The 19,803-nt window shown below is 50.8% G+C and carries 14 protein-coding genes and 1 tRNA gene; 8 read left to right on the plus strand and 7 right to left on the minus strand.

Features of this window, described 5'->3' with window-relative positions; genetic code table 11:
- Nucleotides 1–165: 165 nt before the first annotated feature.
- Nucleotides 166–603 carry a hypothetical protein gene (locus tag G8768_RS12740; RefSeq protein ID WP_166846219.1) on the plus strand — a complete coding sequence of 146 codons (438 nt, stop codon included), beginning with the start codon at nucleotides 166–168 and terminating at the stop codon, nucleotides 601–603.
- A 380-nt stretch (nucleotides 604–983) separates the two neighbouring features.
- Here the strand turns inward: G8768_RS12740 and G8768_RS12745 are convergent, their stop codons facing one another.
- From G8768_RS12745 to gltX, 4 genes are all read right to left on the minus strand, one after another.
- Nucleotides 984–2,174: a tyrosine-type recombinase/integrase gene (locus G8768_RS12745; RefSeq protein WP_166846217.1), complete on the minus strand. Its 1,191-nt coding sequence runs from the start codon at nucleotides 2,172–2,174 to the stop codon at nucleotides 984–986.
- Nucleotides 2,175–2,426: 252 nt separating this feature from the next.
- Nucleotides 2,427–2,502, minus strand: a tRNA-Ala gene (locus G8768_RS12750).
- Between the two features lie 246 nt (nucleotides 2,503–2,748).
- Nucleotides 2,749–5,115: a FimV/HubP-related protein gene (locus G8768_RS12755; protein ID WP_166846214.1), complete on the minus strand. Its 2,367-nt coding sequence runs from the start codon at nucleotides 5,113–5,115 to the stop codon at nucleotides 2,749–2,751.
- A gap of 298 nt (nucleotides 5,116–5,413) precedes the next feature.
- Nucleotides 5,414–6,901, minus strand: coding sequence for a glutamate--tRNA ligase (gene gltX / locus G8768_RS12760; RefSeq protein WP_166846211.1), 1,488 nt, complete (start codon nucleotides 6,899–6,901; stop codon nucleotides 5,414–5,416).
- A gap of 296 nt (nucleotides 6,902–7,197) precedes the next feature.
- Between gltX and G8768_RS12765 the strand changes: the two genes are divergently transcribed.
- From G8768_RS12765 to G8768_RS12775, 3 genes are all read left to right on the plus strand, one after another.
- Complete coding sequence (locus G8768_RS12765; RefSeq protein ID WP_341801020.1) at nucleotides 7,198–8,070, plus strand: diacylglycerol/lipid kinase family protein; 873 nt, start codon at nucleotides 7,198–7,200, stop codon at nucleotides 8,068–8,070.
- A 454-nt stretch (nucleotides 8,071–8,524) separates the two neighbouring features.
- Entirely contained in the window at nucleotides 8,525–8,938 is a 414-nt protein-coding gene (locus G8768_RS12770) for a hypothetical protein (RefSeq protein ID WP_166846209.1), read from the plus strand.
- A gap of 148 nt (nucleotides 8,939–9,086) precedes the next feature.
- Nucleotides 9,087–9,551 carry an RDD family protein gene (locus G8768_RS12775; RefSeq protein ID WP_166846206.1) on the plus strand — a complete coding sequence of 155 codons (465 nt, stop codon included), beginning with the start codon at nucleotides 9,087–9,089 and terminating at the stop codon, nucleotides 9,549–9,551.
- Between the two features lie 97 nt (nucleotides 9,552–9,648).
- Here G8768_RS12775 and lptG read toward each other — a convergent pair whose 3' ends face one another.
- Both lptG and lptF read right to left on the minus strand, forming a co-directional pair.
- Entirely contained in the window at nucleotides 9,649–10,713 is a 1,065-nt protein-coding gene (gene lptG / locus G8768_RS12780; protein ID WP_166846203.1) for an LPS export ABC transporter permease LptG, read from the minus strand.
- The gene (gene lptF, locus G8768_RS12785) at nucleotides 10,700–11,818 is read right to left on the minus strand and encodes an LPS export ABC transporter permease LptF (protein WP_166846200.1); all 1,119 of its coding nucleotides are present in this window, start codon (nucleotides 11,816–11,818) and stop codon (nucleotides 10,700–10,702) included. Before lptF ends, lptG begins: the two co-directional genes overlap by 14 nt.
- A gap of 274 nt (nucleotides 11,819–12,092) precedes the next feature.
- Here lptF and G8768_RS12790 point away from each other — a divergent pair, with 274 nt between their 5' ends.
- From G8768_RS12790 to G8768_RS12805, 4 genes are all read left to right on the plus strand, one after another.
- Entirely contained in the window at nucleotides 12,093–13,571 is a 1,479-nt protein-coding gene (locus tag G8768_RS12790; RefSeq protein ID WP_166846197.1) for a leucyl aminopeptidase, read from the plus strand.
- A 63-nt stretch (nucleotides 13,572–13,634) separates the two neighbouring features.
- Entirely contained in the window at nucleotides 13,635–14,078 is a 444-nt protein-coding gene (locus tag G8768_RS12795) for a DNA polymerase III subunit chi (RefSeq protein ID WP_166846193.1), read from the plus strand.
- Between the two features lie 81 nt (nucleotides 14,079–14,159).
- On the plus strand, nucleotides 14,160–15,767 hold the full coding sequence (locus G8768_RS12800) for a hypothetical protein (protein WP_166846190.1): 1,608 nt from the start codon (nucleotides 14,160–14,162) through the stop codon (nucleotides 15,765–15,767).
- A gap of 239 nt (nucleotides 15,768–16,006) precedes the next feature.
- Nucleotides 16,007–18,775 carry a valine--tRNA ligase gene (locus G8768_RS12805; RefSeq protein WP_166847517.1) on the plus strand — a complete coding sequence of 923 codons (2,769 nt, stop codon included), beginning with the start codon at nucleotides 16,007–16,009 and terminating at the stop codon, nucleotides 18,773–18,775.
- A 91-nt stretch (nucleotides 18,776–18,866) separates the two neighbouring features.
- On the opposite strand, the gene G8768_RS12810 is transcribed toward G8768_RS12805, so the two are convergent.
- Nucleotides 18,867–19,775, minus strand: a complete 909-nt coding sequence (locus G8768_RS12810; RefSeq protein ID WP_166846187.1) for an SDR family oxidoreductase — start codon at nucleotides 19,773–19,775, stop codon at nucleotides 18,867–18,869.
- Nucleotides 19,776–19,803: the final 28 nt, after the last annotated feature.

Genomic DNA, 19,803 nt, shown 5'->3' on the forward strand with positions numbered 1-19,803 from the left:
CTCGCCCCGCTCAACGCCACTGACATAAGTTTGATCAGAATTGGCCGCCAGTGCATAGCGCTATTGCGTAAAGGTTGCTTGTTTTCTAACGTTTCTTAGCTGTGTAGCGAACCATCCAAATTAAAAACCCTGAAATCAACAAGGCTCTGGGAGTTAAACGAGAAGATGGACATCAACTCATCGAACAAAGGTGCAACGAATAGCCCCTTACCACTCCATCCGTTCTTCAATCAGTCCAGTAATCCGGCAACGCTCACGGACTGCTTAGACGCAATAGACAGAGCCAACGCTGTGATTGAGCTGATCAACAGCTTAGAGCTCGGTGAACAGAATGGTGGTTTGAACGAAAGAGCCTTGTTTGGTTATTACTGGGTAAACTCATTGGTACAGAGTGCTTTAACGTTTGTAAACGTTCGCCTCAATGAACTTCAGTTGGATTCTTATCAGCAGCTACAGTCCCGGTCATTACTTACCGGACTTTTTCAGGCTCTAGAATCTATAGATGAACCTCATCAGGATCAGCTTTTAAGGCATGTTGCACATCACATGGGAATGGAGGTCTCAGAGCTGTTTGATACGTTAAAGAATATATCCAGTGACTAAGGAAATCTACGCTTACAAAAACCTCCTAATGTGTACCGCCTTTATCACATCGTTTTTGAACGTTATTAAACGTTTCACACATCGTTTATTTAAATTCATCTTACCTATCATATGAAGTTTGATATCCATAAACCTCGAACATGCAGGGAATGACATCATTCAGCAACACACTATAAACGTTTAATATTTGCATTAATATGCTTGGATCCGTGCAATGAAATATAACGCCTAGCTTAAGTTATGCACTTAATTGGACTTTCTCGCTCCACTACCTACTACCAAATCATAAAAGGAAAGCTTCCTCACTAGGTTAAGTTAACAATAAGCAAAGTTGTTTACTGAAGAAAAGTTGCGGTGATTAATTGGATTAAGTCTAGGCATTAAGTTTTAACTCGAAGCCCATCCAAATAATCTGCCCAGCGCTGCATCATAGCTTTTCGCTGTGGCAAGTGCTTTGTTCTGTTGTATGCTCGACCAAGCGCATCTTTGACCTCATGAGCTAACTGATGCTCGATATGCTCTACCCTTTCTTCTAACACCTCATCCAATAGAGTCCTCGCCATAGCCCGAAATCCATGGCCTGTCATTTCTTGCTTACTAATTCCCATATTTCTAAAGGCCGATAGAATTGCATTGTCACTCATAGGACGTCGAGGACTTCGGGCCGACGGGAAAATATAATCACGCTGTCCTGTGAGGCACTGCTGCTCTCGTAAAATCTCAATTGCTTGAATGCTAAGAGGAACAATATGGTCCTCTTTCATTTTCATCTTCTCGCCGGGAATTCTCCATTCAGCAGTATCGAAGTTGACCTCTGACCACTCAGCACATCGCAACTCTTTAGGCCTAACAAAAACCAATGGAGCAAGTTTCATGGCCGCCCTTACCGTAGCGGTCCCTTCATACCCATCAATCATACGAAGGAGCTTTCCTACTCCAGCTGGGTCTGTTATTGCAGGGAAGTGCTGCTTCTTTGGAGTTGCAATTGCCCCCTTCAGGTCCTGCGTGATATCGCGCTCAGTACGACCGGTAGCAACTCCGTAACGGTAAATCTGCCCTGTAGTTTGTTTTAGTCGGTGAGCAGACTCAACAGCGCCACGAGCTTCGACTTTCCGAAAGACAGAGAGTAACTGAGGAGGTGTAATATCAGAAATTGGAAGAGAGCCTAAAAATGGAAATAAATTGTGCTCCAACGACCGCAGCACCTTATTGCTGTAGCCCTCACTCCAGCTTTTAGCTTGTTGCTGGTGCCACTCCTTTGCAATTGACTCAAGACTATTTTCAATGGCCACCTGCCTCTCGGCTTTCTTTATTTTCTTCGCAAGAGATGGATCAACATCTAAACCTAGCTGCTTTTTAGCATCTTCAGTTGCGTCCCTAGCTTGCTTAAGACTGACTCCTGGATAGACACCTATAGCAAGTCGCTTTTCCTTACCATGGTATCTATATTTCAACCTCCAGTACTTGGACCCATTGGGCTGAACTTCGATATACAAGCCTCGAGAATCACTGATTCTATATGCCTTCTCTCTAGGCTCAGCTTTGCGGATTAGAACATCAGTTAATGCCATACAGGCCTCCTGCAACGTTAGCTAACAATCGCTAAGTCTAACTATTCAACAGTCGATATTAGAGTCACACATGAGTAGGTGGGGGCACAAAACTAACTAGAAAAGCAGAACCTATAAAGTGCCCCCGAATATGCCCCCGGAATACCTTGGATTTGGGGGCACTAAGTAGGATTACCTTGGACACAGTATAAACAAAAAAGCCCCGTAATACGGGGCTTTGGGGATGTTTTTAGATCTCATCAGATCGGAGTTTGGTGGAGCCTAGCGGGATCGAACCGCTGACCTCAACACTGCCAGTGTTGCGCTCTCCCAGCTGAGCTAAGGCCCCACAGAGGTATCTAATTACCGGCTAATCATGCCATTAGATAAGGGATGGCTTTCGTTGAAAGCGGGGCGCATTCTATCACTGTGGCCGGTGCTGTCAACAACAATTGGTAAGATTTTCAAGGATTTAAGGTGTTTGGGCTTGAGCTTGAACGGGGCTGTATAAAACTTGGCCCGCCCCTCTTTCGAGAGCCGGGCCAATTGTTGAAATCGGGGTATTTGCAGGCTGGTTTAAGCTTTTAGATAACGCTTACTGGGCCTTGTTTTGCTTGTCTTCTTCATCGTCGTCGAGGTCCAGCTTGAAGCCTTCTTCCAGGCCATCATCCAGGTTGATGTCCAGGTCGTCGATGGAGATGGTGTTCATCAGGCCGAAGTCGTCGAAGTTTAGGTTTTCGTCGGTCTTCTCGTCATCGCTGGAAAGATCTTCCACCTCAGACTCTTCCACATGCAGCATGGGGATGTCTTTGCGATTCCAGCGAGCCACTCCGGTGATCATAGGCTCCATATCGGCCTCATCCTCTGGAGCTTCGGGCGCTTCCGCAGGCGCCAGGGGTACTTGCACTACCGGCTCATTGTCTTCGACTTCCAGCTCTTCGCGTTTGCGAACACGCACAACGGGCTCGTTCGCGGCCACGGCCGGGCTTGGGGAATAAGAAGGCTCTTCACGTTCTTCCGCCGGTTTATTAAAACGATTCAGGAAGCCACCCGGGCGACGGAAATCCAACCAGGCCAATGCTGCTAATACTGCGGCGACTAACAAGCTCAACCACAGCTTCAAGCTGCTGGAGCTAGCGCTTGAGTCAGCCTGCAAGGTTATTGTACTGGCGGAATCCGTTTCAGCGGCGCTGGATTTCGCCTGGTCGGCCAGCTGGGCACCCACGCCCTGCCCTTCGTATATATCTTCGCCTTCGGCGGTGGTTTGCGGTGTTTCTTTGTTAGCCTCTGTGTCAGTTGAAGCGTCTTGAGCCAGGGCAATATCGTCTGTTCGAGTATCCTCTACCGCTTCGGCACCCAGTAACTCATTGGCATTCGATGCAGGGGCTTGTTGGGTTTCGCTATCGCTCTCGTTGCTGGCCACTTCGGCCGGTAACTCAGTAGGGCTTTCGGTCTCTGAAGACGTTAGCGTTGCCAACGTGCCATCCAGTGAGCCGTTACCTTCTTTTTGCTGTTCCAATAAGCTGAGGGTTTGTTTCAGCTGCTGCTGGAAGTGTTCAATTTGTTTGGATTGCAGCAGCACCAGCTCCTGCATAAGCTCGACGCTGTCACTGCTGTCGACGGCGGCGATGCGCTGGCGTAATTCCCGGTTTTCCAGGTTGAGCTTATCGGTCAGTTCGGAAACCACCTGTATTTGCTGTTTGATGGGCATCTGCTCGGTGGAGGGCAGCTCGCCGTTCAATACCTGCTCTTCGGTGACATTGGCATCGCTTAAGCGCAAACGCCCATTCACTTCGCTATCCGAAGCTTGCGGATTAACACCATCAAATGCGGAGGCATCGGGCACTTCGGGGCTGACATCCGAGACGTCTACGGCATTCATACTGACTTTATGGGTCGGCATGGCCGCTTCACCGCGCAACTCCAGTTTGGCGCCCACGCGCAAGCTGTGTTTGCCACCGGAAAAGGCATCAGGATTTTGCTGATAGATATCGTCGATCACTTTTTGCAGGGCAATGTTCGGATCCTGACGCATTTTTTGCGCCACCTGGGACAAGGTATCCCCGGGCTGCACGGTGTAATCAACTTTGGTATTGCTGGCAGCGACTTGAGTTGCAGCAGCAGGTGCGGCTTGAGCCGGAAGATTTTCCAGGGCCTGTACAGGCTCGTCACGCCACCTTGGCATTTGGGCGTATTCGATTTTGCTTGGCAAACGCAGATTGGCGCCAACCTGCAATTGATCAATTCCGCCTTCGAACGCCTGGGGATTGCTGCGGTATAAATGATTGGTTACCGCCTGCAGTTGAATATTGCTGTCGATGCGAACCTTCTGGGCGATCTGGGACAGGGTTTGCCCCGGACGTACACGCCAGTATTCGGCATTATCGCCGCTGCTGATTGGTGCGCTGGGTACTGGACGAGCCACTGCCGGACGAGAGGCTGAACGATTAGCTTGTCCTTCGTTTATAAGAACCGGGCGGCCGCCAGGTCTGTCGCTTGTGGTTTGGCGGTTCGGCGCGCTGGCGACGGGCGCCTGGATTTGCTGTTGATCTTTCGGGTCCAGCAACAGACTGTATTCACGATAGCTTTTGCCCGTGGGCCATTCCAGCGCCAGCATAAAATTCAAAAACGGCTCACTCACCGGGCGATCGGTTGAGAGTTTGATCAGTAGTTTGCCACCTTCGCGCTGGACATCGGTGCGCAGCGGTAATCGAATGGCAACCACATCCACCCCCAAAGCCGCGGCTTCTTCAGGGTAGATTTGACGTAAACGGATATCTTCAGGGCTGTATTCGCCTTTGGGATCGAGAACTTCAATTTCAGCTTTTAGAGGCTCGCCGAGCCAGCTGCTGTGTTCGATGGTGCCCAGACCGAGGGCCGCAGCAAGCGTGGGGCTTAGCAGCAGACAGCTTGCCAAACCTGAACGGAAGAGATTGCGGGCGTGCTTTAACTTAACTTCCATGTTTTTTCTCAATGAAAAAACCTAAGCTAGCAATTAAATTATTAATAGTATTACCCCTTTCAACCATCCTAGTCGCCGTATTGGCTCAAATTAGGATCCGACCTAATAATGCTTCTGTAACCCGTCGAATTTTAGTCAAATGTGAGCTAATTCACAACAAGCGACTTTCCTAGTGATAATTTCACATTTTTGACTCGAGTTTTGGTCTAAATCCACTACCAAAACCCGATTCACTAGATAAGTATAGCGCCTAATTCCTTTTATGCCTCCCTGCCGCTCTCTTTCTCATCAATTTTTACTAACCCAGACTTTGGTAGGATTTTTCGAGCTTTTTCATAGCCTTCTTGCCAAATTCACCAAAACGGGCGTTCAAAGCGTGGCGAATTCGGGCCCGGCTCATATCAGGCCCCAGCAGCGCCATGGAATCCATTACAGAGAATGACGCGGTGGTTCCCGCAATAGCGATAAACAACGGCGCCAGGAAATCCTTGAGTTTGATGTCCATTTCGCCGGACAGTGTCTTCAGACAATTGAAGATCTCATCACGCTCCCAATTTCGCAGGGCTTCCAAACGCCACAGGGAGAATTGCAGAACATGTTTGAGCTGTTCTTCTTCCAGTTTCACCGCGGTAAAGCTCTCTTCATTAATGGTGAGCTGACCCGCCGCCAGGAAACTGGCCAGAGGCGCAAAATCGCTCAGGGTGTTCATGCGGCTTTGAGCCAGCGGCAGAACCTTTTCCAGATTCTCGCGATTTAAGGCCCACTCCTGCAGGCGATCGGCCAATTGAGGAACGGACAGATCTTCGCGAATCCACAAGCCGTTGAGCCAGGACAATTTTTCCACGTCGAAAATTGGGCCACCCAGACTGACACGCTGGATGTCGAAGTTATCCATCATCTGCTGCAAGCTGAACTTTTCACTTTCGTCCGGCATGGACCACCCCATACGACCGAGGTAGTTCAACAAAGCTTCTGGCAAAAAGCCCATGCGCTGGTAGTACAGAATGCTGGTCGGGTTTTTGCGTTTGCTCAGTTTGGATTTATCCGGATTGCGCAGTAGCGGCAAATGACAAAGCTGCGGCATGTCCCAGCCAAAGTATTCGTACAGTAATTTGTGTTTGGGTGCGGAATTAATCCACTCTTCACCGCGCAGTACGTGGGTGATCTTCATCAGGTGATCATCCACCACATTGGCGAGGTGATAGGTTGGCATGCCGTCTGACTTCAATAGAATCTGGGCATCCACCTGCCCCCAATCCAGTTCGATGGTACCGCGCAGCATATCGTCCACCGGGCAGGGGCCCTCGCCTTCCGGCACGATCATGCGAACCACGTAGGGCATACCATCAGCTTCACGCTTGGCCACTTCTTCGTCGGACAGCTTCAGCTCGCTGGGTTTCAGTGCGGCAAAACCACCGGCTTCACGACGAGCCGCACGCAATTCATCCAGCTCTTCAGGTGTGCGATAACATTTAAAAGCGTGACCGGCGTCCAGCAATTGCTGGGCATATTCCGCGTAAATGTCCTTGCGCTCGCTTTGGCGATAAGGACCATAATCACCGCCCTTATCCGGGCCTTCTGCCCAATCCAGGCCCAACCAACGCAGACTGTCGTAAATCGCCTGCTCGGATTCACGGGTAGAACGCTGCTGATCGGTATCTTCGATGCGCAGAATAAACTCACCGCCATGCTGCTTGGCAAAGCACAGGTTAAACAAAGCAATATAAGCAGTTCCTACATGGGGGTCGCCCGTAGGAGATGGGGCAATACGCGTGCGTACAGTCATGGTGTAAATTTCCGAAATACGCCCAGTTGCATGGGCCAATCAAATAGGGCAGCGAGAGGCTGCGTATAAAGGGCGGGATTATACTGCAACGGCTGCCAATTCGTTAGCGCTCACGCGCCGTGATGCTCAGGAAAAGACAAGGATCAAATGCTCGATGGCGCTTCGTGCTATCATCCGCCGTCTTATACAAAAGCGCTGAACACCTCGACGGCGACAATCACTGAGAACACCAAGGAAGCTGTACCATTAATACCGCCACACAAAACGACGCTCCAGGCAAACCAAAACTGCTGCTCATTTGCAATCCGATTTCCGGCTACAGCGATAAAGATTGGCTGAATGCATTATGCGACCGCTTGGATCGCGAGGGTTATCCCTGGCAGCGTTACGACACCCAAGCCGGTGGCGATGCGACGCGTTTTCTGGCCGACGAAGAATGGTACGCCGATCTGATTATTGTGGCCGGCGGTGATGGCACCATTAATGAGGTGGCGGCAGGTTTGTATGCGGCTGGGCAATTGGAGGTTCCGGTTCTGGCCTTGTCGACCGGGACCGCCAATGTTCTGGCTCGAGAGCTCAGAATTAATGGCTTGGCCAGCACCACTAAAATCGACAAGATTATGCAGCTGATTGCCGAGCGCCCTACCCGCCGTATTCACCTGCCGTTGATTAACGGCAAAGTGATGTTACTCATGGCCGGTGTTGGCTTTGACGCCTGGGTGGTACACAGCCTCGATTCCGATTTGAAAAAACGCATGGGCAAACTTGCCTATGTGGTCTCTATGCTAAAACAGCTACCGAAAGCGAGCCGTCGGCTGTATCGCCTGATCAGTGATGGTCAAAGCCAAACCGTGAACGCGGCCATCATCAGTAATGGGCGTTTTTATGCAGGCTCTTACACCCTGTGTCCAAAAGGTTTGCTGGAGAATCAGGAGCTGATCATCACCACCATCAGTGGGAATACTCTGCAATTTATTCTGGCTCTGTGTGCTATGCCTTTGGGCTTGGTGCATAAATGCCCCGGTGTTGAGCAGTTCAGTGCCCAGGAGGTCGCCATTGACTCGGTCGATGGCAGCGACGAGCCCGTGCAACTGGACGGTGATGACTTTGGCCTATTGCCTTGCACCATCAGCTGCAGCAAACACAGCATGTTGTTTCTCCATCGTTAAGCGCTCAGGCTTACACGCCACAATACGCTAAAAGCGCTCTCAACGGTCTCACCGCACCGATGCCCAAGGCCCTAAGTGTCTGAAAATTGGGATAAAAGGGGTTATTGCCCTGTAAAGGCACCCGTTCGTCAGAACTTACGGGTCTTTTCTGATCAATTACTTAGATCAATCTTCTATAAGCTCGCAGCCCATCTATGCTTAATTTTCTTAAAGTGGCGGTTTTTTGAGCTGACAAAATTTCTAATGTTAGTGTTTACTACGGCAGAAAGGAAAGAAATGTAAAGAGTTCCCTCCGTTTCAAAAAAAACCATAAAAAATGCTTATTTTTCATACGGCTAATTTAGCGTTTTTTGCGCTAAACCATTGGGCAAAAATAGCTTCTAAACTGTTAGTGAAGGTCGCACAATGACCTTGCAACATTGTCGCCAAGGGGTATTTGGCGAGGGAGGTTAAAATGCGTAGACAACTCATAAGCTATTGGTTTTTACCATCGCTGTGCCTGTGTTTTGCAGCCAGCACTTATGCGGAAACCTACTCAGATACATGGCAAGACGAAGCGCTGTTCAGCATGAGCAATGAAGAGCTGCAGGCGGCCGCTGAAAACAAACGCAAAGCCGAGATGAGCCACACTCATCAAGCCTTGAATTATCAGTGGATGGCGCAACACGCCAATGAGTCTGGCCCGAAGCGCAGCAACAAAGCGCTGAAAAAAATGTTTAAGAATCATTTTAAACAGTACTGGGTAGAAAGCCGCTCAAAGAAGAAGAGCTATTCTTCAGGTGAAAAAGCCAAAACCGGCAAAACCAACTACGGTTTAAAAATGTCTGGCGATACCGTGAAGTTAGCCTTTGAACATCGCTTCTTCTAAACGCTGAATATTCGAATACGACCCTCTTCCGGTCTGGACGGCTCTGACATTAGTCCACTAATCATCACTCCTCAAGAGCCATTCCAGACCTTCTAACGAAAATTCTCATACTTTGCTACACTGCGCCTTTTTCTTTTGGCGCATTACTATGTCTGAAACCACCTCCGAGCCCCTGCCACCCGCCGTGCTGTGGAAACGTTTGCTCGCCATCGTATACGACAGCCTGATTTACATGGCCCTGGCCATGGCTTACACCGCGCTGGTGCTGTTTATCCAGGTACAGATCAGTGGCGAACCTGCGCCAGGAGAACGCGCTTCAATGGGCACTTTAGGTTTTATCGGTCTGGTGTTTTTTCTGAGTAGTTTCTGCAGCTTTTGCTGGCGCGCCAAAGGCGGCCAAACCCTGGGCATGAAAGCCTGGCGGTTAATTCTGGTAAACGAAGAAGGTAAAAAACCAAGCTGGGGACAATGCTATATACGCTGCCTGTTGGCACCCATCATGTTTTGTCTTGGTGGTATTGGTTATTTTTACGCACTGATCGATAAAGAGTCCCGCACGCTGCATGATATTTTCAGCAAGACGCGAATGTTGCAGCTGCCCAAGAGCAAGTAAGCTCAACTCAGTAGCGACTCTACCAAAGTATCATAAAAGAAAAAGGGCGCTGTTCAGCGCCCTTTTTCTTTTTGCTTCTCAAAGCATTTAAAGACTGCTAGTTGGCTTTTCGCAATAACAATAATCCTATCACCGCACAAATCACTATCGGTATTGCCACCGCAATAACCGGAGCAAAGCCAAACACCAGACTGGAGGGGCCAAGCAAATCCTGTGAGGTTCTGAAAATAATACCCACCAGAACACCGGTAAAAATTCGGTAGCCCATGGTGGTTTCGCGCAGTGGACCGAAAATAAAACTGACCGCAATCAATACCAAACTGGCCGTTGCCAATGGCTGTAAGACTTTTTGCCAGAAGGCCAGACGATATTGGCTGGCATCCAGCCCCTGCTGGCTTAAGTATTCGGTATAGCGGTATAAATCATTAATCGATAAACCATCGGGGCTGAGAACCAACAGAGACAATAACGCTGGTGTTAATTCGGTTTCCCATTTGCGGGTTTGAAAATATTTTTGCACAAGGTGAGAGCCGTTCGCCGCAAAGCTGGAAACGTTTGCCTTTTCTTCCAGCCAATGATCGCCCTGAAAGGTCGCACGATCCGCAAAACTGGAGGACAGCATCTGGCCTTCTGAATCGAACTGGTAGCGGGTAACGCCCATTAAAACGCCACCGGGCAATACCGTGTTTGCGTGCACGTATTCGTTGCCATCACGATTCCACATGCCTTTATCGTCCAGTGCGAGCCCCCGTCCCAAGGCAACCGAGCGGCGACTTTCTGCGGCTTGTTCGGTGTAAGGGGTAACGTACTCGCCGAGTAGCAAGCCCAAAACAATAAACAACAAGACCGGTTTAAGCACCGCAATCGTAATACGCGCAACAGTGACGCCCGCCGCGCGCATAACAACCAGTTCGCTGGAACTTGCCAGAATACCCAGGCCAATCAAACAACCCACCAGAGACGAAAAGGGAATGTACTCAATAATTCGGCGGGGAATGGTGAGCCCGACATAAATCAGCACTTCGGTAAAATTGTAATCGCCGCGCATATCGCCCAACTGATCCACCAGCGCAGAAATCACATCCAGCGCGAGAATCACCAGCAGCACCATCGCCACGGCCCCAATAACGGATTTGGCGATATACCAACTAAGCTGCAACATGATCGGCCTCCTGGCTGTCAGGTTTGTAACTCAGTTTGCGTATCCAGTCCGGCCAGTACAGCAGCAGTGCAGCAATCAATAAAAAGATTCCGTGTACTCCCCAGATCGCCAGCCACACAGAGACTTTTCCGTCTTCGGCCATGCCACGAGCGGCATTGAGGGACACCAGATAAATAATGTAGAGCAAGATGGCAGGGATCATTTTTACGTAACGGCCCTGGCGGGGGTTTGTTTTGCTCAATGGCACCGCCAGCAAACTTACGATGATCACCAGAACCGGCAGGGAAAAACGCCAATGCAAGGTGGCAATATCCGATGTGGCATCCGAGCCCATCAATTCTACTGTTGTTTTGCGATCGGCCTTGCGCGGAATAATCGCGCCGGGGTCATCCACGTGCAGGTATTGGCCCTGCTCATCGAACTTTGTCACGGTATAGGATTGGTGCCCCGGCTTGCCTTCGTAACGATAACCATCGTTCAACACCAAATAACGCTGACCAAATTCCGGATGGTCCAACTGTCGGCCCTCTTTCGCCTTAAGTACACCAACATCACCTTTACTGCTGGCTTGGCCAGCCATAAAAACCTGCTGCATTTGTTTGCGATCTTCACTCAGGTTCTCGGTATAACTGACGGCGCCACTGCGACTGAGCGACATAAATCGTCCCGGACTTAGGCCATCGAACTCACTGCGTTTTTTCTGTTCATTAAGAATCAGCTCGGTTCGATCCACACCCATTGGGGTGACGACAAGCGCCAGCAGGGCAACAAAGGCCGCTACCAATACCGCAGGAATCAAGGTCAGACGGGTCAGTTGCCCCTGACTGAAACCGCAAGCCGACAGCACGGTCATTTCGCTTTCCATATACAGGCGGCCATAGGCCAGCAAAATTCCGATAAACAAACCCAAAGGCAATACCAGCTCTAAAAAACCAGGGAGACGAAATACCATAATGGAAAACAGCACATCAGCATCCAGCTGGCCGGCGGCAGCCTGAGCCAGGTACTTCACAAAACGTCCGCTCATGGTAATCAGCAGCAGCACACTGCTCACTGCCAACATGGTGTACATGACCTCGCGGGTCAGGTAACGAAAAATAATCACTCGCTGTCCTTTCTTGGGTGTTGCTTAGGCTTGGGCGTTGCTTAGGGTCTTATACAGGCCACTTTTTCAAAGCACTTCGACAAGCAAAGCGCGACTTTGATCCCGAGTATGGGGATCTGGCTCAGTTATGCGTCTTGGTAGACATAGGGCGAAAATGCTAAAGTGTCAGCTTTGCTTGTTGCGCATTTACGTGGCAGACGCCTCAGCCGACATGGCCTAAACTCTAATTTTGTCTATTATCCAGCAAACAGGATACTTTGTCTCGGAATTCAACATGATCAATTTTCAAACAAAAACAGCTCAAGCCTCTGCCGTCAGCACCGACTGCGCCATCGTTGCGGTGTATGAAAAATCCAAATTGGGATCCGCCGCCAAAGTGCTGGATGAAAGCGGTGCAATCTCTGCCGTTTGTGCTCTGGGTGATTTCACGGGCAAGCTTGGCCAAACTCAGCTCATCGCGGGTGAAGGCAAGGCAAAACGCATCGTGTTGCTGGGCCTTGGTAAAGCCAAAGAGCTGACCGCCAAAAGCTTTGGCAGCGCCTGTCAAAAAGCATTCGCCGCGGTTGCCGGCAGCGCCTGTAAAGACGCCAGCCTGTTTTTGGACGATGGCAATGCTGTCGACCTGGACACCCAGGCTCGCTTCGCCGTTGAACGTATGAGTGCCAAAGCCTATCGCTTTGATGAGCTGAAGAGCGAGAAGAAAAGCCCTTCCAAGCTGAAGAAAATCACTCTGGTGGTTGCTGACCGCAAAGCCCAGAACGGCGTCAAAAAGTCCGCCGCTGTTGGCGCTGCCATTGGTAAAGGTGTGCGTTTGGCAAAAGATCTGGCCAACCGTCCGGGCAATGTGTGTACGCCAACGCACCTGACTGAAAACGCCAAGCGCCTGGCCAAGGAATATAAGAACATGAGCGCCAAAGCGCTTTCTGCCAAGCAGGCCGAAAAGCTCGGTATGGGCTCTTATCTGTCCGTGGCCGCCGGTTCCGATGAGCCCTCCCAGTTCATCATCATGGAATACAAAGGTGGCGCCAAATCCGCCAAGCCAATCGTCCTGGTCGGTAAAGGTATTACCTTCGACACCGGTGGTATCAGTCTGAAACCTGGCGCCGCTATGGACGAAATGAAATTTGATATGGGCGGTGCTGCTGCCGTTTTCGGTGCCATGCAATCTCTGCTGGAACTGGCACTGCCAATCAACGTTGTGGCTCTGGTTCCCGCCACTGAAAATATGCCAAACGGTCACGCCACCAAGCCTGGTGATATTGTGACCTCTATGTCCGGCCAAACCATCGAAGTGCTGAACACCGACGCCGAAGGCCGCTTGATTCTTTGTGACGCCCTGACCTACGCCGAGCGCTACAAGCCAAAAGCGGTTGTGGACGTTGCCACCCTGACTGGTGCTTGTGTTGTGGCCCTGGGCAAGCACGCTACCGCGGTTTACTCCAACAAGGATGAGCTGGCGGAAAAACTGCTGGATGCCGGTAAACAAGCGGAAGACAAAGCCTGGCATATGCCATTGTGGGATGAGTATCAGGCTCAGTTGGACAGCAACTTTGCCGATATGGCGAACATCGGCGGAATGCCTGGTGGCAGTATTACTGCAGCCTGCTTCCTGTCGCGCTTCGCTAAGAAATACGACTGGGCTCACCTGGATATCGCCGGTACCGCCTGGTTGTCTGGCGCCGCTAAAGGTGCAACCGGTCGCCCGGTAAGCATGTTGGTTCAATATCTGATGAACGAAGCGGGCCGTAAATAAGCCACTGTAAACAAGCGGTCACTGGCCGCTTGCTTAAACCGAAGTACTTGCAGGAAAGCACTCGTGACTCGAGTCGATTTTTATATTTTGCCGGAAGCCGGGCTTGATGCCCGGCACAATTTTGCCTGCCGCCTGGTCGAGAAGATGTTTCGCCTTTCCCAGGAGGTTTGCGTACTCACCCCCAATGCCCAACAGTGCAGTGATTTCGGGCAGCGGCTCTGGGCCCACAACCCCACCAGTTTTATTCCCCATCGCTGCCGCAGCGATGACAGCAGCAGCCAACATGAACTGGCCGACCGCGTATGGATTACCCACGGCGATGAGCTGCTGGAACACCACAATGTGTTGATCAACCTATCCAGTGAACAACCCAGCCATTTCTCACGCTTTGAGCGTCTGCTGGAAATCGTGGTACCCGATGATGATGTGGTGCAGTCAAGCCGTGAACGCTACCGCTTTTATCAGGAGCGCGGCTACCCAATCGCCAACCATGATATGCGACGCTGAACACTTACTCGTATGTGGCTTTATGTGTACACTCGACAACTTCTGTAGATTGACCATCGGAAACCGCTTGGAACACAAGGCATGACTGATCAGCCCACCAAAACAAAACAACAATTGCTGGCCGAACTGGAATCCATCATGTCCATGCTGGATGAAGATGCGGTGATCCCTACACTGGATACCGTCGTTGAGCCCGAAGCGAAATCCACACAAGCAACGGCTGCGCCTCAAGCACCTGAAGCAGCGACTATTGAGACCACAAGCACAGCCGAAACACTCGGCACAGCCACCTCGCCCACAAAACCGGAACCTGTTCCGGCAACGACACCCGAACTGACGCCGAAGCAAGAACCACCTGTGGAAAGCAGCGACTTCAATGCGGACATCAACACTGAGTTTCGTCAGGCAATGGAAGTGGAAATCGACATTCCTGATGTGCCAGTTCCCGATAGCCAAACCTTGTTTGGTAATAGCGAAGAGCAAACGGACGAGGAATCAAAAGAGCAATCGATAGAGGAACCGAATGCATCGCCCGACGAAGAGATGGATTTGCTGGACAAGGTTTCCCAGAAATTTGGTATTGATACCTCGAAGCTGATCAAGCACTCCCAGCCTGAAGAAGCAACCGCGGCTGCTGAACTCAAAACAGAACCCAAAGCAGAAGCCAAGCCGGAATACCGACAGAACGAACAACAAAACGAACCAAGCTCTGCCCTGGAAACCGGAAAAACGCCCGAGCCAAACAGCAACGCTCAACAGAATCCCTTCCCGGCACCCAATCGCAAACCTCATTTGTTTAACGGTGAGGCCCAAGCAGAAGCGCCCTTGCCCGGCCAGCAACACTTGTTTGATAGTGAGCCAGAAACAAAATCGGAACAGGCTTTCAAACCGGAAGAACTCGATCTGACGCTAAAATCAGAACCCCAGCTTGAACTGACAAGCGAACCCGACCGTAAAGCCGATATCAACGTAACGGCTCCCAAAACGTCCATTGAAACCTCTCAGGAAGCGTCCTCGAAAATAAACAAACCGTCTGCGGAGAACTTGCTCTCTGACACGGAACAAAGCGAGCAAGCACAAGGTAAACCCGAGAATCCTTTCAAGCACAGTAGCGAAAGCAGCTCGACCTACCCACCCGCGAGCTTGATGAATTCCTTTCGCCGCAGCGAACCGTCATTTGTCGAGGAAAGGTCTCAAACCATCCCGGAACCCGCAAAAGACACTGCAACGGCTCAGCCAGAAACAGAAGCCCTTCAAACAGCTTCGTCTCCAGAATATGAAGTTGCCACTGATGCTGATGCAGCCGTTGACGATACCCCGGCACTGGAATCAGAAAGCCCGGAACCGTCAGAGGCTTCTTTGCCGCTTCCCGAGACATCCTATTCCCTGGCTGAACCCTCGGTTTCGGAAGCCGTCATCAGCGAGCCAACCGCACAGCAGCCCTATACCGCTGACAGTATTTCCATTGAAGCTGACGCACCAAAACCTGAAGAGCCGGAAGCACCGACCGATGAAACCGTGGTTATTTCGGAACCCGAAGACAGTCTGCCAATAGAACCCCAGGACGAGCCAACGCAGACGGACCCGGAAGCCATTGTTGATGAGATTCTTGAGGAATACCTCCCCAAGCTGGAAGCCGAGCTGCGCAAGCGTTTGCTGGACGCCGTGAGCAAAGACCTGGACCTCTAAAGTCATCTATTGCGCGCGCCTTCGGGTGTAATGCTGAAGGCTCATCACCGGGATGCCGATATGGCTAGGAATATTTCCCGTTCGGTGAGCAATATTTCCCCTCACAGCCTTAAATCTACCCCGACAGCCCTGTATAATGGCCGGTTTGCTAAGCCGCCCGGAGCACGAACGCCGCGGGCTCAATTTCACGCAGTCGGATTTAGATCGTAGTCATGAGCGATAACACCCCATCGAACGAGTTGGATACAACCTACAACCCACAGGCCATCGAGCAGTCCTGGTATAAAACCTGGGAAGACAGCGGCTATTTTGCCCCGAAAAGCGAAGTCGATGATGGCAGTGACAGCTATTGCATCATGATTCCGCCACCTAACGTCACCGGCAGTCTGCACATGGGGCACGGTTTCCAGGAAAGCATTATGGATGCCTTGATCCGCTATCAGCGTATGCAGGGTAAGAACACTCTCTGGCAGGTCGGTACCGACCACGCCGGTATCGCCACCCAGATGGTGGTTGAGCGTTTACTGGACGCCGAAGGCACTAATCGCCATGAGCTGGGGCGCGAAAAATTTACCGAGCGCGTATGGGACTGGAAAGAAGAATCCGGCGGCACCATCACTCAGCAGCTTCGTCGCCTGGGCGCCAGCCCTGACTGGAGCACCGAACGCTTTACGATGGACCCGGGCTTCTACAAAGCCGTACAGGAAGTCTTTATCAAGCTCTACAAAGACGGCTTGATTTACCGTGGCAAGCGTCTGGTGAACTGGGACCCGAAACTGCACACCGCCATTTCCGATCTGGAAGTCATCAGTGAAGAAGAGAACGGTTTCCTGTGGCACTTTAACTATCCATTGGCCGATGGCTCAGGCCACCTGACCGTTGCCACTACGCGTCCGGAAACCATGCTGGGCGATACGGCGGTTGCGGTTCACCCTGAAGACGAGCGCTATCAGCATTTGGTCGGCAAGATGATCAAACTGCCGCTGACCGATCGCGAGATTCCGATTATCGCCGACGATTATGTCGATAAGGATTTCGGTACCGGTTGCGTGAAGATCACCCCCGCCCACGATTTCAATGACTACGAGATGGGTCAGCGTCACAACTTGCCAATGATCAACATTCTCGATGACGACGCCAATCTGAACAGCACGGTGCCGGAAAAATATCGCGGCATGGAACGCTTTGCCGCTCGTAAGCAAATCGTTGAAGACTTTGAAGCACTTGGCCTGCTGAACAAAATTGACGACCACAAATTGAAAGTACCACGCGGTGATCGTACCGGCGTGGTAATCGAGCCCTATCTGACCAATCAGTGGTACGTAAAAACCCAACCATTGGCCGACAAGGCGATCAAAGCGGTTGAAAACGGCGATATTAAATTTGTGCCCCAGCAATATGAAAATATGTACTTCTCCTGGATGCGTGATATTCAGGACTGGTGTATTTCCCGACAGCTCTGGTGGGGTCACCGTATTCCAGCCTGGTACGACGATGCCGGCAACGTTTATGTGGGCCGTACCGAAGAAGAAGTTCGCGCTGAAAACGGTATTGCCGACGGTGTCAAACTGAAACAGGACGACGACGTTCTGGACACCTGGTTCTCCTCCGGCTTGTGGACCTTCGGCACCTTGGGCTGGCCTGAAGAAACCGAGCGTTTGAAAATCTTTAACCCGACCGACGTACTGGTCACCGGTTTCGATATTATTTTCTTCTGGGTTGCACGCATGATCATGCTGACCTTGCACTTCCGTGAAGAAATCCCATTCCATACCGTTTATGTCCACGGTCTGGTGCGTGATGGTCAAGGCCAGAAGATGTCCAAGTCCAAGGGTAATGTATTGGACCCGATCGATCTGATTGACGGCATCGATCTGGAATCATTGGTGAAGAAACGCACCACCGGCATGATGAACCCGAAGGCGGCCAGTAAAATTGAAAAGCAGACCCGCAAGGAATTCCCGGAAGGTCTTGCCGCATACGGTACCGACGCTCTGCGTTATACCTACTACTCACTGGCCTCTACCGGTCGTGACATTAAGTTTGATGTGGGCCGTATCGAGGGCTTTCGCAACTTCTGTAACAAAATCTGGAACGCCTCTCGTTATGTCTTGATGAATACCGAGGGTCACGATTTGAATGGAGAAGTGGAACTTTCTCTGGCCGATCGCTGGATCATCGCCAAACTGCAACAAACTGAAAAAGCCGTACAGGAAGGTATCGAATCCTATCGTTTCGATCTAGCCTCCCAGGCTCTGTACGATTTTATCTGGAACGAATACTGCGATTGGTATCTGGAACTGTCCAAGCCGGTTCTGTGGAACGAAGAAGCCAGTGCCGAGCTGCAACGTGGCACCCGTCGTACACTGGTGCGCGTATTGGAAACCACTTTACGACTGGCCCATCCTTTGATGCCATTTATCACTGAAGAAATCTGGCAGCGCATTAAAGGTCTTGCCGGTGTCGAAGGTGACACCATTATGCTGGCCCAGTACCCAATTGCCGATGAAAGTAAAATCGATGAGCAGGCGCTTGCGGATATCGAGTGGGTGAAAGGCGTCGTCGTCGGCATTCGCAACATTCGTGGAGAAATGAACATTTCCCCAGCGAAAAACCTGCCCTTGTATTTTGCTAATGGCAGCAATGAGGATCAGCGTCGACTGGAGGACAATCGTCAATTCCTGCTGAAACTGGCCAGCCTGGAGAGCATGACCTGGTTGAACCCGGGTGATGAGGCCCCGATGTCAGCGACCGCTTTGGTCGGCGATATGGAAATTCTGGTTCCGATGGCTGGGCTCATTGATAAAGACGCCGAAACAGCGCGCTTGAACAAAGAGATCGAAAAGCTTGAGAAAGAAGTCAGCCGTACCCAGGGCAAGCTGAACAACGAAAAGTTTGTGGGCAAAGCCCCTGCCGAAGTTGTGCAGAAAGAGAAAGACAAACTGGCCGACTATGAAGCGGCTCTGGCGAAACTGAAGGAACAGGTTCAGAAAATAGCCGAACTGTAAGGCTATTTTTCTGCCCTAAAAAAAAGGCGAGCCATGCTCGCCTTTTTTGTGCCTGAAGATATGAGCCCGTTATCTTACAAAAACCAACAACCTAAGCACTCAGTTTGGGCATCGCCGCATTACCAATGACTTTTAACAAGCGTTTCTTGCCTAGCAATTTTTGAGTCAGCATCAGCGACTTTCCGTCTTTCCCAATAACATTTCTCAGGGGTGATTTGGGGGTTTGCGCAATCTTCAGCATCAAGCTTGCAACATCCTGAGGGTCACCGTAACCAAAGGGTTTCGGCGGCTCTGCCAGCATATTATCCAGAAACTTTTTGTAAACGCCCCTCTCCCGGTTCAGCTCCGGGGTGGCCTGCCCTTCGTTAAAACTGTAGGCACTACTGAAACCGGTTTTAAAGGCACCCGGTTCAATCAGGTGTACACGAATACCAAATTCTGCCAGCTCATGGGACAGTGATTCGGTTAAGCCTTCTACCGCAAATTTTGAAGCGCTGTACAGCGATAGCATTGGCATGCCCATCAATCCGGCGAGCGAGGTAACGTTGATAATCGATCCCTCCTTTTGCTTTCTCATATAGGGCAGCACCGCCTGGGTAGTATTAATCACGCCTAAGAAGTTGGTGTTCATTTGTTGCATAATCTCTTCTTCACTGGCCTCTTCTAGAAAACCAAAAGCGCCATAGCCGGCGTTATTAATTAAGCAATCAATACGACCGAAGGTTTCCATCACGGAAGTTATTGTCGACTCGATACTCTGGCGATCGCACACATCCAAAGGAAACAGTTGGACGTTGCGCAAGGTGTTCAGCTCGTTCTCACGTTCAGGCGACCGCATGGTTGCGGCGACATTCCAACCGGCTTTTTGAAAGGCCTTACAAGCCAGACGACCAAAGCCGGAAGACGCGCCGGTGATTACGACGGTTTTTACCGGCATCGCAGCGGGGGTGGTTGTGGGGTTTGTGGTGGAGCTTGCTGTTTGCTTTATCGACGTGCTCATTAGTTCTTTCTCTCTACATTTCAACTCA

Source organism: Pseudoteredinibacter isoporae (genome assembly GCF_011602085.1).
GTDB lineage: Bacteria > Pseudomonadota > Gammaproteobacteria > Pseudomonadales > Cellvibrionaceae > Pseudoteredinibacter > Pseudoteredinibacter isoporae.